The organism is Microbacterium sp. F1-18, assembly GCF_052921305.1.
Window position 1 is genome coordinate 365097 of record NZ_JBREVD010000003.1, and the last position, 12097, is coordinate 377193.

Annotated in this window: 13 protein-coding genes; 8 read left to right on the forward strand and 5 right to left on the reverse strand. The window is 66.5% G+C overall.

Annotated features, from left to right (window positions below):
• Positions 1-4: 4 nt before the first annotated feature.
• The 6 genes from ACU6RU_RS10435 (at position 5) to ACU6RU_RS10460 (ending at position 4856) form a co-directional block, all read left to right on the forward strand.
• Positions 5-283 carry a hypothetical protein gene (locus ACU6RU_RS10435; protein WP_289329946.1) on the forward strand — a complete coding sequence of 93 codons (279 nt, stop codon included), beginning with the start codon at positions 5-7 and terminating at the stop codon, positions 281-283.
• Entirely contained in the window at positions 280-2070 is a 1791-nt protein-coding gene (locus ACU6RU_RS10440; protein ID WP_289329947.1) for an alpha/beta hydrolase, read from the forward strand. Before ACU6RU_RS10435 ends, ACU6RU_RS10440 begins: the two co-directional genes overlap by 4 nt.
• A gap of 68 nt (positions 2071-2138) precedes the next feature.
• Entirely contained in the window at positions 2139-2555 is a 417-nt protein-coding gene (locus ACU6RU_RS10445; protein ID WP_446726492.1) for a hypothetical protein, read from the forward strand.
• Between the two features lie 242 nt (positions 2556-2797).
• Positions 2798-3382 (forward strand): hypothetical protein, encoded by a 585-nt coding sequence (locus ACU6RU_RS10450; protein WP_289329949.1) that lies wholly within the window; start codon positions 2798-2800, stop codon positions 3380-3382.
• Positions 3383-3780: 398 nt separating this feature from the next.
• Positions 3781-4287, forward strand: coding sequence for a hypothetical protein (locus tag ACU6RU_RS10455; RefSeq protein WP_289329950.1), 507 nt, complete (start codon positions 3781-3783; stop codon positions 4285-4287).
• 116 nt (positions 4288-4403) lie between these two features.
• A complete protein-coding gene (locus ACU6RU_RS10460; RefSeq protein WP_446726493.1) occupies positions 4404-4856 on the forward strand; it encodes a hypothetical protein in 453 nt (150 codons plus the stop codon).
• An 8-nt stretch (positions 4857-4864) separates the two neighbouring features.
• Here ACU6RU_RS10460 and ACU6RU_RS10465 read toward each other — a convergent pair whose 3' ends face one another.
• The 4 genes from ACU6RU_RS10465 to ACU6RU_RS10480 all read right to left on the reverse strand — a co-directional run bounded on the left by ACU6RU_RS10465 (position 4865) and on the right by ACU6RU_RS10480 (position 8880).
• Positions 4865-5692, reverse strand: a complete 828-nt coding sequence (locus tag ACU6RU_RS10465; protein WP_446726494.1) for an NAD(P)H-dependent oxidoreductase — start codon at positions 5690-5692, stop codon at positions 4865-4867.
• Positions 5689-6288, reverse strand: coding sequence for a TetR/AcrR family transcriptional regulator (locus tag ACU6RU_RS10470; RefSeq protein ID WP_446726495.1), 600 nt, complete (start codon positions 6286-6288; stop codon positions 5689-5691). The genes ACU6RU_RS10465 and ACU6RU_RS10470 overlap by 4 nt, the downstream gene beginning before the upstream one ends.
• A 136-nt stretch (positions 6289-6424) precedes the next feature.
• Entirely contained in the window at positions 6425-7453 is a 1029-nt protein-coding gene (locus ACU6RU_RS10475) for a CNNM domain-containing protein (protein WP_446726496.1), read from the reverse strand.
• Entirely contained in the window at positions 7450-8880 is a 1431-nt protein-coding gene (locus tag ACU6RU_RS10480) for a hemolysin family protein (protein WP_446726497.1), read from the reverse strand. Before ACU6RU_RS10480 ends, ACU6RU_RS10475 begins: the two co-directional genes overlap by 4 nt.
• A gap of 244 nt (positions 8881-9124) precedes the next feature.
• On the opposite strand from ACU6RU_RS10480, the gene ACU6RU_RS10485 reads away from it, so the two are divergent.
• Positions 9125-9754: a TetR/AcrR family transcriptional regulator gene (locus tag ACU6RU_RS10485; RefSeq protein WP_446726498.1), complete on the forward strand. Its 630-nt coding sequence runs from the start codon at positions 9125-9127 to the stop codon at positions 9752-9754.
• On the opposite strand, the gene ACU6RU_RS10490 is transcribed toward ACU6RU_RS10485, so the two are convergent.
• Positions 9741-10895, reverse strand: a complete 1155-nt coding sequence (locus ACU6RU_RS10490; RefSeq protein ID WP_446726499.1) for a hypothetical protein — start codon at positions 10893-10895, stop codon at positions 9741-9743. The two genes, ACU6RU_RS10485 and ACU6RU_RS10490, sit on opposite strands and share 14 nt — an antisense overlap.
• A 107-nt stretch (positions 10896-11002) precedes the next feature.
• Between ACU6RU_RS10490 and ACU6RU_RS10495 the strand changes: the two genes are divergently transcribed.
• Positions 11003-12082: a peptidoglycan DD-metalloendopeptidase family protein gene (locus ACU6RU_RS10495; protein ID WP_289329957.1), complete on the forward strand. Its 1080-nt coding sequence runs from the start codon at positions 11003-11005 to the stop codon at positions 12080-12082.
• Positions 12083-12097 lie beyond the last annotated feature (15 nt).

Consider the following 12097-nt stretch of genomic DNA (forward strand, 5'->3'; position numbering starts at 1 on the left):
CATCGTGGCTGAACAACTCGTCGCCGATTACGGTGCCATCGAACACAGCGCCGCACAGCTCGCGCTCGCCTCGAGCCTGGTGACGCTCGGCGCCGCGTTCCTCAACACGCCAGGCGCACTCGGATCGGGGAGCGTCCACAGCGCCCTCGAACAGACCACGGCCCTTCACCGCGCGCGGGTGAACGCTGTCACCGAAGTACTCGCACTCCAATCCCAGGGAGTGCGGCAAGCGGTCACAGACCTCATCGCAGCAGACGCCGCCACCGCGCAGGCCGCCTCGTGAGCGTCCAGTGGACGCTCGATAACCCCGGCGCCGGGGTTCCCGCAGACATCCGCGCAGAAACCGGCCGCCGAGACACCATGAGCACCCTCGCCCGGAGCGCGGCCGGCAACACGACCAGCGCCGCCCCGACCAGCGGATGGCAGGGTAAGGCCGCATCCGCGCTAACCGGTAGGACCGCTCAGCTATCCGCCGAACTTCGCATACTCAGCGACCACGCCGCGACCCATGCCGGCATCCTGCGGCGATACGCCGCGGAAGTCGAAGCCATCAAGGCCGAACACGCCATCCTCGCATCGTCCCACCAACAAACCGCCCACATCTTCGCCCGCGCGCACCGTGAGCACGACGCGATAGCGATGTTCGTCGAAGGCAGCGTGGTCGATGAGAAGGCCCGACTCGCCTCCCGAATCGACACCCTCGAAGCCGACATCGCCGGCCTCAACGCCCGCTTGCGGATCCTCGCGGATCGCCGCGCAGCTGCCGACAACACCGCCATCATGGCGCTCACCAGCCCCGAAGCTCGAGGGGATATCTCCGGCATCCTCGCCAACACCGTCGGTCTCCCCGGCTCCGCCGCGGCCAGCGGCCACACCCCGTCCCTGGAACAGCTCGCGGAACTCAGCGAGGTCGAGCTCGCCATCCTCTTCGCACTCCAACCAGGCTTGGCCCGCCAACTGCAGTCCGAATCGCAACCAGCAGACGTCGCCGCATGGTGGAGAACCCTCACCACCGACCAACAAGCCGCGTTCGTACTCGGAGCGCCCGCACTCATCGGATCCCTCGGCGGCATCACCCCCGCGAGTAGAGTCGCGGCGAACCTCGTGAACGCATACCACCGCATCCAAGCCATCGACGCTGAACAAGCGAGTACAGCCGCTCTTGCAGCAGAACGCGGCGGAAGATACTCCATGCCGGGTGCCTTGGCGAACGCGTCCACCCTTGCTCAAGAGAGGGAGTATCTGGAGCGAGCCGTGAGAGGCGATATCCAGCTCTACCTCTACGACCCCGAACAGGGTGCGCTCATCGAGATGACCGGAGATCCCGCGACAGCCAAGAGCGTCCTCTTTGTCGTCCCCGGTACCAACACCACAATGCAGAGCTTCATGGGCGCAGGTGATGTGACCGATTTCGCGACCTGGCAAGTGGAGAACGCATACGAGCACGCCCCGGTGCTTGCATTCACCGTTCTCGCCGGTGCGATGCCGCAGCTGTCAGCCAACATCTTCGAGGGACCACAGAACAACACCATCGCGACCGCGGCGGGTGCCAACTACGCTCGATTCGTGAAAGAGATTGACGCGTCCATGCCGTCGCTCCCGACCATGAGCTACGAGCACAGCGCAGGGTCCCAGGTAGGTAGCGCCGCCGAGCAGGACAACGCTCGTTTTGACATCAGGTACCTAGCTGCAGGAGTGGGTGCCACGGATGGCTTCCAGACCAGCGCCGACACGAAGTACTTCGCCGCGCAAGCACCGGACGACATCAACCGCTATTACGCCGGAATACAGGTCGGCGACGTCGGTTACGGCGTCGGTCCTGAGGAGTTTGCCGGGGTCGAGATCGTCGACACTGGAGTGCCGACTCAAGGTGCCACCGACAACCTGAGGGACATCAGTTTCGGCCTTGCGCTCCCTGGAGCTTGGCCCACGGCGGCCTTCGCGACCGCGAATCTCATCTCCGACAGCGTGACCCACCATAACTACGTTTTCAGCGCGAATGTGTCCCTAAACGGGCCTGTCCTCGATCATGTCCGCCAGCAGCTGGCCGGCATCGGGGGCGTACAGTGAAGCGAGCGACGAAGACCGTAGCGGCCATCGGGGCCGTTGCAATGGTCGCGCTGTTAGGAGGGTGCGCTGTGAACGACAGTCCCAGCTACGATGAGGTGCGCGCACAGACCGAGCAAGCCATTCGTCAAATAGTCGACCTGCTTCCTGATGGCGCTCAGTACGCGCCTGGTGACGAACAACAGCCGTACAGTTGCGGCGGCGATATCCTCCCACTTCAGGAAGGGCCAAAGGGAACCGCCTTCTACACCCGCCGCGGCGAGGCGACGATGCCCGAACGGTCGGACGTGGACTCTTTCGTCACCGGATTGCCGGCCGCCCTCGGGGAGAACTGGCGCGAGAAAGATCCCGCCGGTAGCGTTCCCTTCACCACGGTGTCCCTGACACACATCGCTACAGGGGTGAATGTGAGTGTGGATGCAATTGCCGGACCGGATCAGATGATCATTGGCATCACTGCAACTTCACCGTGTGGCAGCGTTGAGTAATGATCTTCACCGAACCCCGAACGTAGTTCCTCGCCGCATGAGTACGCCTACGGAATCGGCTCTGAACAGTTCGCCGGAATCCAGATCATCGACACCCGGGTTTCCGCGGACGCTGCAGCGAGGAACACCAATCAGATCCGTGGGGTCTTGGCGTCACGTTGACTGCCTCGACAGCTGGAATCACCATCTGGCCCGCGGCCGGCGAGCTTGTCGCGCGCAGCGTGGAACACCACAATTGGCTCATGAGCGTTGACAGAGCGGTGAACGCGCCGGTTCTCGATACAGTTCAGGACAAGCTCCTTCACCTCGGGGGGTTCGTGGTGAAGCCTCGGGGGCGGGTGGCCGCTATGGCGGTGGTGTTGAGCATGATGCCGACATTGGGGGGATGCACCGTGGCCGCAGAGCCAACGCCGACGTACGACGAGGTTCGTTCACAGACTCGAGCGGCTGTGTCAACCGTCACCGCCTTGTTCCCGGATGGCGTCGATTACGTCTCCCGCGACGAGTTGGAACCTTTCGGATGCGGCGGTGATGAGGCGCCGTTGGCGAACGTACCCGAGGGGACGGCGTTCTTCACCGAGCGGGGCGAAGCTGTGGTACCGGAGGGCTTCGATGCGAACGCATTCGTCCTCGGGCTACCCGACGCGCTAGGCGAGGACTGGACGGCGACCGAACCTCGAGACGGATTACCCTTCGTGTCTTTCACCATGACTTACCTGCCGGATCATGTGGACATCGCTGTCAACGCATCAACGCTCGAGGGAGAGACCCTCATCAACATCACGGCGCGCTCTCAATGTGGTCGACTCTCGGCTGCTCAGCAGTGAATCGGCGACAGTCCTGGAAGCTTCGCCTATGCGTCGCTCCTTATCTCGGGCAGGGCGACTGAATCTCTCAGTGATGTTGCATTCGCGACCGTGGGTAAAGGGCCAGAGCTCACACCTCATGAGCCGCCGCACCCCACTCCCCTCCAGAAGCGCTGCTGTCAGAATCCTCGCGTGGCCACTAACCCGCGACCCCGGTGATCAGCGCAGCGACTGCCGTTGTGATTTGTGGCGGACTTTTACCTATCCGGCCACGGCGCCGCGTTCTCACCGAATCCTCCTCCGTCCATTCCGGCAATGACGGATCCTATGGGCAATCACTATTTGCTCTCATCCCAGCAGGATGACAAACAAACCGCGCTACGGAACATGTATCTCGCGACCGAGGAAGAAGGGAAGCGATGAAGCGCATCATCTTCACCTCTTTGAGCGTGCTTACCCTTGGGGCGATGCTGGTGTCATGTGGACAAGGAGCAACAGTGGAGAACTCCATATCGGATCTCACCGTAGATGAGGCTAAGCAGACAGCGATGTCGATGGAGCGGGACCTCGTCAGCCACCTCGATCCCGACCGTGTGGTTTCCGTCGACCAGTTGCAGGTGGGCGGTTTTTTTCGGTGCGGCGAAGAGCAGGTCGTGCAATGGACGGGCCACACCGAAGTGGTCGTGACACCTGACTTCGATATCGAGGCCACGGTAGATCGAATCGTAGAAGAGTATTCCGATCGCGAAGGGTTCGAGGTCAAGCGAGATGTCACTTCGCTTGGTGATCCGGGAGTTCACATCATCGGTAGGTACGGCGCAGGCTACCTCCTCAGCCCTGGAGTCGACGACAATGTCATCGAGATTCTCTCGTTCTCGCCGTGCTTCACGTTGCCGGAAGGCATGTCCGGAGTCGACGAATACTGACGTCGTACGCAGAAGTTGGTGCTGTGACCAAGTTGAGGGCCCGTTGGGTCGGGCTGACGGCCCTCGTTGTCCTGGCCGTCGCGGTGAGTGGGTGTCAGTCCGGGGAGGAGTGGCCGGTGGATGAGTCGTTGACGGTGGAGGACGTGAAAGCGAGGACGCAGGCGATGGAGCTGCGGATCGCCGACGGTGTCCCGAAGGAGCTGGTGGATCGGGTTGAGCAGAACGAGTTCGGTGTGCTGACCGTCTGCGACACGACTGAGCGCCTCTACGCCTGGACCGGGGTGACCCGGGTACATCTTGTCGGCGAGTTCGATGCCGCCGCCGGCGACGCACTCACCAAGCGGATCGCTGGGGACCTCGGCGCGATAGCTGAGGACGGTTACGTCGTCGGCACTTCCGCAGCAACTTCCCGGCTCGCGATCGAGATACTGAATCAAAACGGTGAGTTCTACAGAGCCGGCACGACCCCGACGGGCGTGAGAGCCAGCGGGCAAGCGGAGTTCTTCATCATGTCCCGCTCGGAGTGCTTCCGTCTGCCTGCCGATGTCGACCCCGGAATGCACTTCTGACCTTGCTGTCAGCCACCTCCCGCACCGCCCGCATGTGCCTGCGATCGCGGTCCGTCGGCGAAGTGGATCCCGAAGTCGGTTCGCCCCGGGTGGATGTCGCTCCGCAGCGACCGGGTGCCGCGGTAGTCGCCGTCGCGGAGCGCCCGGTATCGGCGCGGCGTCTCGCTGTCGAGCCCGGCGATGCGGGCACGCAGACGTTCGGCCTCGCGGTCGACGCCCGCGGCATCCAGGCCATCGGCGTCGTGGACGACATGGAGGTCGAGGGTTTCGATCCCCACATACCAGAGCGCACCGTGGGTGAGGGGGAACAGGAGTGAGTCGAGGTCGCCGCTGATCCCGCGTTCGCCGATCGAGCGCTCATCCTCGCCCACGGTCACCACGACGAGTGCACGGCGGCCGGTGAGCCCACCGTCGCCGTAGCGCCTCGGCACGCCGAGCTCGGGGTCCATGTCTCCGTAGGCGAACCCGTTCGTGAACACCCGGTCGATCCACCCCTTGAGGATCGCGGGCGGCCCGTACCACCACAGCGGGAACTGCAGCACGAGCAGTTCGGCGGCGGCGAGCTTGCGCTGCTCCTCGATGACGTCATCCGGGAAGGGGGCGCGGCCGTACTCGCCACCGGCGGGGCCAGACGCGCGGCCAAGCGTCACGTCGAGCTCGCTGTCGGGGAAAACGGGATCGAACCCCTGTGCGTACAGATCGGATGTCGCCACGCTCCGCGTTCGTGACAGCTCCGCCACACCGTCGCGGAAGAGCCGGGCATTGAACGAGGTCGGTCGCGGATGCGCCAGCACCCAGTGGGCGGTGCCTGGCGTGGGCTCGTGCGAGATGGTCATGATTCCTCCGGTGGGGTGGCTGGGGTGACGAGGGCGTGCAGGACGCGCGTGAGGGTGGAGCGCGCCGCCGCGGGGCTCACGCGTTCGTCAAGTGCCGCCCGCGTGAGGGCGTCGCCGGCACCGATGAGGGCCCGAGCGCCCGCGTCATCGAGACGGACGCCGCACGAGACGAGCACGTCGTCGCACAGCGCGAGGTAGGCCCCCTCCGCTTCGCGCCGTACTTCGACGAGCGTCGCGGATCCATCGAGCGCCGAGACAACGTCCGCCAGCTCGCGCCCCTCGGCGAGCGAGCAGTCGATGTAGGCCCCCGCGACGGCGCGGCATACCGCATCGAGCGTGAGCGACGCTTCGGCGAGCGCCGCGGTCAGCGTCGCCCGCTGCTGCTCCTCGAACTCGCGGTAGAGCTCGGCGAGTGCGCCCGCACGATCGCGGAAGTGGTCGTACACGACGGGTTTGGTCACCCCCGCGCGCTCCGCGAGGCGGCCGAGCGTGAACTCGTCGGTCCCTCGCTCTCGGATCAGCTCGCGCGCGACCGCCAGCAGTTGCGCGCGCCGCTCGCCCCGCGGCATCCGCCGTCGCCACCCGTCGTCGCTCATGACGCCTCCCCGCTAAGTTACCAACAGTAGCTTAGCGGGGTTGGTGGCCGGATGGGCGTTGACTTGGCAGTTCCCGCCGCCAACACCAACGGGAGGCGGCGGGAACTGACAACCGAGCGACCGTCGCGAACCGGGATCAGCTCGCCGGCGCCGCCAGCTCCGCCTCGGCGGCGCCGGGCAGGACCTCGCGCAGCAGGTCGTCGAGCGTGACGACCCCGAGCAGCCGGTCACCGTCGACGACCGTCGCGAGCTGCACGTGTCCCCGGCGCATACGGGCGAGCGCGTCGTACGCCGAGGCATCAGGCGCGAGCACGAGCGCCTCACGCGCGATGTCGAGCGCGGGCGTCTCAGGCACGACGGCGAGCGTGTCGCGAACATGCGCGACACGGCTCGACGCGCCCTCCCCCACCAGGATGCGCAGATGGGCGGAGGATGCCGCGACCGCCTGCACATCGGCGGCGGTCGCCGTCGCCGGCACCGCGGTGGGCACCCGGTCGGTGCGGACGATGTCGCCGACCGTCAGCGATCCGAGCGCGATGGCACGTGCGATCGGCTCGGAGTACTGCTCCTCGAGGGTTCCCGCCGCACGCGAATGCGCCACGAGCTCGCGGATGGTGTCGGCGTCCTGCCCGCCCGCGGCGGCCTTCTCGACGGGCTCGACGCCCGAGGCCTTCACGAGCCGGTTCGCGATGTGGTTGATCCACAGCAGGAACGGGCGCAACGGCCAGGTCAGCGCACGGGCGGTGATACCCGTCGCCTTCGCCGCGACCTCGGGGTGGGCGATCGCCCACGACTTCGGCGCCATCTCACCGATGACGAGGTGCAGGAACGTCACCACGATGAGGGCGAGCATGAACGCGATGATGTCGGCGAGGACGTATGGCAGACCCCACTGCTCGAACACGGGCGCGAGGGCGTAGTCGATCGCCGGCTTGGTGATCGCACCGAGCAGGAAGGTGCACGCCGTGATGCCCAGCTGGGCGAACGCGAGCATGACGGTCAGCTCATTGACGCCGCGGAGCGCCGCCCGCGCCGACGCGCTGCGGTCGGCCTCCTCTTCCAGGCGGTGGCGACGGGCAGCGAGGAGCGCGAACTCGACGATGACGAAGAACGCGCTCGCGAGGATGAGTGCGATCGTGATGATCGTGACGACCCACCAGCTCATCGGATGACCTCCTCATCGCTCGCGCCAGCAGCGACGACGGCATCGCCGCCGCCCACGGGACCCGCCTCAGCGGCATCCAGATCCACCTCGTACAGGCGCACGACGAGTTCCGAGGGGACGAGTCGGGCGACCTCGGCGACCTCGACGTCGAGCCAGCGCTGCATCCGCAGCCCCTGCACGGTCTCGGACGCCCGTTCGGGCAGGTCGATGCGCACGACCGCACCCTCGGGCAGCAGGTCGCCGTGCTCGCTGATGATGAGTCCGGCGATGGTCTCGGCGTCGTCCCTCGGCAGGTCGTAGCCGATGAGGCGCTCGACCTCGTCGAGGTGGATGTCACCGGGCAGACGCCAATGGTCGGCGCCGACGTTCACGATCTCATGGATGTCGAGGTCGTGCTCGTCGGAGATCTCGCCGATGACCTCTTCGGTCAGATCCTCGATCGTGAGGATGCCGTCGAAGTTGCCGTACTCGTCGACGACGCAGGCGAGCTCGTTACGCGTCTGCCGCATGCGATCGAGGGCGACCGGCAGCCGCATCGTCGTCGGCAGCACCACGGCCTCGCGCATCATCGTCGAAACGGGAGCGTCGTCGGCGTAGTGCCCGCGCAGCAGGTCGATGAGCTCGACGACGCCGACGGGGTCGTCCTCGGCGCCGATGACCGGGTAGCGGGTGTGGCCGGTCGCCATGAGCGCACGCACCTCGCCCACGGTCGTGTCGGGCGAGATCGAGTCGATGCGTGAGCGAGGGACCATCGCGTGCTCGACGTCGCGCTGCGGGAAGTCGAGGATGCGGTCGATGATCATCGACAGGTCGTCGGGTAGATCGCCGCTCGCGCGGGACTCCTCGATGATCGCCTCGAGGTCGCGGGCGGTCGCGCTCTCGTCGACATCCTCTAGCGGCTCGATGCGCAGCAGACGCAGCAGCGCATTCGCGGCGACATCGAACACGGTGATGAGCCAGCCGAAGAGCATCAGGTAGATGCGGGTCGGCATCGCGAGGGCGCGGGCCAGCGGCTCGGGGCTCGCGATGGCGAGGTTCTTCGGATACAGCTCGCCGAAGATCATCGTGACGATGGTCGCCAGCAGCAGCGCACCCACCGTGCCGATCAGCACCGAGACGGCCGGGTCGATGCCGACCCCGCCCAGCAGCGTGCCGATCGACTCGCCGATCAGGGGCTCGGCGACGTAACCGATCAACAGACCGGTCACCGTGATGCCGAGCTGCGCGCCGGAAAGCATGAAGGACGTGCGCTTGGTGATCGCCAGCACGCGTGCAGCCTGCGCATCGCCCTTCTCGGCGCGCGCGGCCATGCGCGACCGGTCGACAGACATGTACGCGAACTCCTGGGCGACGAAGAAGCCGCAGGCGGCGATGATCGCCAATGTCAGCAGGATGCCGAGCAGCAGTGTCAGAACTGCTTCGATCATTCGGATTCACCCCCTCTCTCAGCGAGGGGGTACGAAGATCGACCCTCCTGGTCGGTGGAGGAATGGCGATTGCTCACGGGTGTTCTTTCTCGATAGGGCACGGGTGGGCTCTCACAGGATAACGGGCGACGGGACCGCGCGGGCCGGCGGCTCCGCGGGGCTGCAATGACCGGAAACCGCGGCAGTGGTCCGCTCGGCGAAGCATCCGGGACGTTCTCCAGATGGCCACGACTAAGGTGACTCCATGTCGGGAAGACGAGCCGGTCGTCCGCGCGCGCAGGACACCACCGATGACTTCATTCGCGCGGGCGAAGAGATCATCGCCGAACAGGGCTTTTCGGCTCTCACCGTCGACGGTCTCGTGAGTCGCGTCGGGTCGACACGACCCACCTTCTATCGGCGGTTTCGGAGCGCGGCCCACCTCGCCGTCGCTGTTCTCGCGCGACGCTTCGCACCCGGTCCGGCCCCCGAGACCGGATCCCTCGACGGTGATCTGCATGCGGTGCAACGCGAGGAGATCGCTGTCCTCTCAGCCCCGGTCGCCCGCAACAGCGTGGTCGACCTCATCGGAGTCGCGCGCACGGACGACGACCTCGCGGGACTGCTCGACGCCGACTTCATCCGACCGCGCCGTGAGCGCGTGAAACATGCCATTGACGCCGCTGTCGCGCGCGGGGAGATCGAACGGCCCGACACGGATGCCGATCAGATCTACGACCTCCTGATGGGACCCCTCATCACGCGGATGTTCGTGCCGCCGCACGCGCTGCCCGACGATGCGCTGGCCGCGAGCAGCCTCCGGTCCGCGCTGGCCCGCCTGGGATTCGGCAGGAACGACGACCATGGCGACGGCCCCGGGCTCAGTCCCGGGTGAGCCCGCTGCCATCGGCCGACATCCGAAATGATGCGCTCTCGTAGTCGCCGTCGAGCGAGAACCTGATCGCGACCGGCCCCACCATCTGGCCGAACGAATCGGTGTCGGGGGCACCCGAGGTACGCATGACCGTCGCCCCGGCGTCACCGACCGGGAGCCCGCTCTGAGACGCCGCCTCGTCCATGCCCGGAAGGACGGCGCTGAGGTCCACGTCGTCCCAGGAGAAGGCCTCCTCGGGAGTCTTGGGCTGCACCGATACCGGCCCGGAGTGCGAGACCTGCCCGCCGCGGTACATCCAGCGGTCGGTGTGCGTGGTGCCCGGGCTCACCGGAGCCTCGACGATGACGAAGTCGGGAGTGACGTAGATCGACATCACGCGGTCGTGGCCGATCTCGCGCCGGAGCGCAGCCTCGGCCTGCGCCAGCGGCTCGGGCTGGCGCAGGTCGACGTGCGCGCGACCGTCGAGAACCGCCGCGACGGTCTGCGCCACGGCTTCTCGATAGGGCATGACGACGGCCACCGCCACCGCGACGGCGACGATCGCGAAGACGAGAAGGCGAAGCGGACGACCGCGCCGCCCGACGCCGATCAGCGGGCCCTTGCGTCGCCCGCCAGAGATCCGCGTGTGGCTCTGCATCGGAACGAAACGCACCGCCGAACGATCCGGGACCGCGAGGTGGGCGACCTCGGCGGGCGAGAGTTCGCCGTCGACGAAGGCGACCTCGGGGCCCCCGTCGAGGAGGATGACGACCTGGCGCAGAAGTCCGGGCTGGAAGGCGGGAAGCTCGGTCAGCGCGACGACCGTGCGCAGAGTCGTCGCATACGAGTCGCCCCGGAGCGGGCGCACCGTCAGATCGATCTCGCACAACGGCTGATCGTTGATCTGCGTTCCGGTCTGTCGAATCGCGTCGACGCGGGCGAGGCCGAGCCGTCGAGAGTCGATCGCACGACGGATGTCGTCGTTCGACGCGGCCACTCCCCCGGCCATCGATCGACCGATGAGGATGAACGTCCCGCTGATGATGGCGACCGGAAGCGCGATGCTCATGATCCCCCAGCCGGCATCCGGCGGTCCGACATACTCGACGACCGCGCCACCCAAGAGCGCGCCGATAGCTGCGAAGAAGATCAGACGGAGCACCTTCCGACCCTATCGACGGCGCTCGTCACGGGGAGAATCAGCGCGGTGCGGGGTGCGCGGATCACGCGAACCTCGGCGGAATCTCAGCATCCTGTTAGGTTCTTCTCGTGTCGACGGACGAGAGCAAGACCCCGCGAGCGCTCAGCCGCCGCACAGTGCTGCTCGGATCCGTTGCCGCAGGCTCTCTCGTGCTCGCCTCGGCGGCACCCGCTCGAGCCTTGACGTACACGGTGAAGACCCCCGCGGAGCATGCGGCACTCCCGATCGTCTGGGGTTACCCCTTCGCGAGCCGCGCGACGCGCGGTTCGGGCGTGGACGGGTATCCCGGGCAGACGTACAGCGGTCACATCGGCGCCGACTACTACGTGAACCCACGCGTCGGCACCACGATCCTCGCGGTCGCCGACGGCACCGTGACCGCTGTCGGCGACGACGGCGACGTCAGCAGGGGTGTGTTCGTGATCGTCCAACATGCGGCGGGCGTACGGTCCGAATACCTGCACATGGAACGTGGCAGCCCCCTGGTGAGCGTGGGCCAGCGCGTCTTCCGGTGGACTCCCCTGGGGCGAACAGGGAACACCGGAGATGTCCGCCCGCGCACCGAAGCCAACGCTCACCTTCACTTGGCGATATTCTCGGGCCCGCACCGCACCGGAACGGTGTGGAACCCGGCCTGGCTCATCGAAGGAGCTCCGCTTCCGGTCACGTCGCCTACCGCCGCGACCCCGGTCTATCGCTTTTGGAGCGCCCGCTATCAGGGGCACTTCTACACGGCGAGCGCCGCCGAGCGCGACGGCATCGCGGCCCGCTGGCCCGACATCTGGTCGTACGAGGGAACCGCGTACCGCGCCTTCACAACTGAGGTCGTCGGCACCGTACCGCTCTTCCGATTCTGGAGCGCCCAGTACAACGGCCACTTCTACACGACGAGCGCCGGCGAACGTGACTCGGTCATGGCTCGCTGGCCAGACGTCTGGTCGTACGAGGGCACCGCATTCTTCGTGTACCCCGCCGACTCGTCTGCACCCGATACGGTCACCGTCGCCCGGTTCTGGAGTCCGTCCGCGCGACACCACTTCTACACGGCCAGCGCGCAGGAACGCGACGGCGTGATCGCGCGGTGGCCCGATATCTGGCAGTACGAGGGAGACAGCTTCCGAGTTCCCAGCGCGAGCGTCGAAAACTGAGACCGAGGAGAGCCC

What these genes read in the sequence shown, in the direction of transcription:
- ACU6RU_RS10450 (WP_289329949.1), top strand. Translation starts at nt 2,798, where the DNA reads ATGAGCGTTGACAGAGCGGTGAACGCGCCGGTTCTCGATACAGTTCAG.
- ACU6RU_RS10455 (WP_289329950.1), top strand. Translation starts at nt 3,781, where the DNA reads ATGAAGCGCATCATCTTCACCTCTTTGAGCGTGCTTACCCTTGGGGCG.
- ACU6RU_RS10485 (WP_446726498.1), top strand. Translation starts at nt 9,125, where the DNA reads ATGTCGGGAAGACGAGCCGGTCGTCCGCGCGCGCAGGACACCACCGAT.
- ACU6RU_RS10480 (WP_446726497.1), bottom strand. Translation starts at nt 8,880, where the DNA reads ATGATCGAAGCAGTTCTGACACTGCTGCTCGGCATCCTGCTGACATTG.
- ACU6RU_RS10475 (WP_446726496.1), bottom strand. Translation starts at nt 7,453, where the DNA reads ATGAGCTGGTGGGTCGTCACGATCATCACGATCGCACTCATCCTCGCG.
- ACU6RU_RS10470 (WP_446726495.1), bottom strand. Translation starts at nt 6,288, where the DNA reads ATGAGCGACGACGGGTGGCGACGGCGGATGCCGCGGGGCGAGCGGCGC.
- ACU6RU_RS10465 (WP_446726494.1), bottom strand. Translation starts at nt 5,692, where the DNA reads ATGACCATCTCGCACGAGCCCACGCCAGGCACCGCCCACTGGGTGCTG.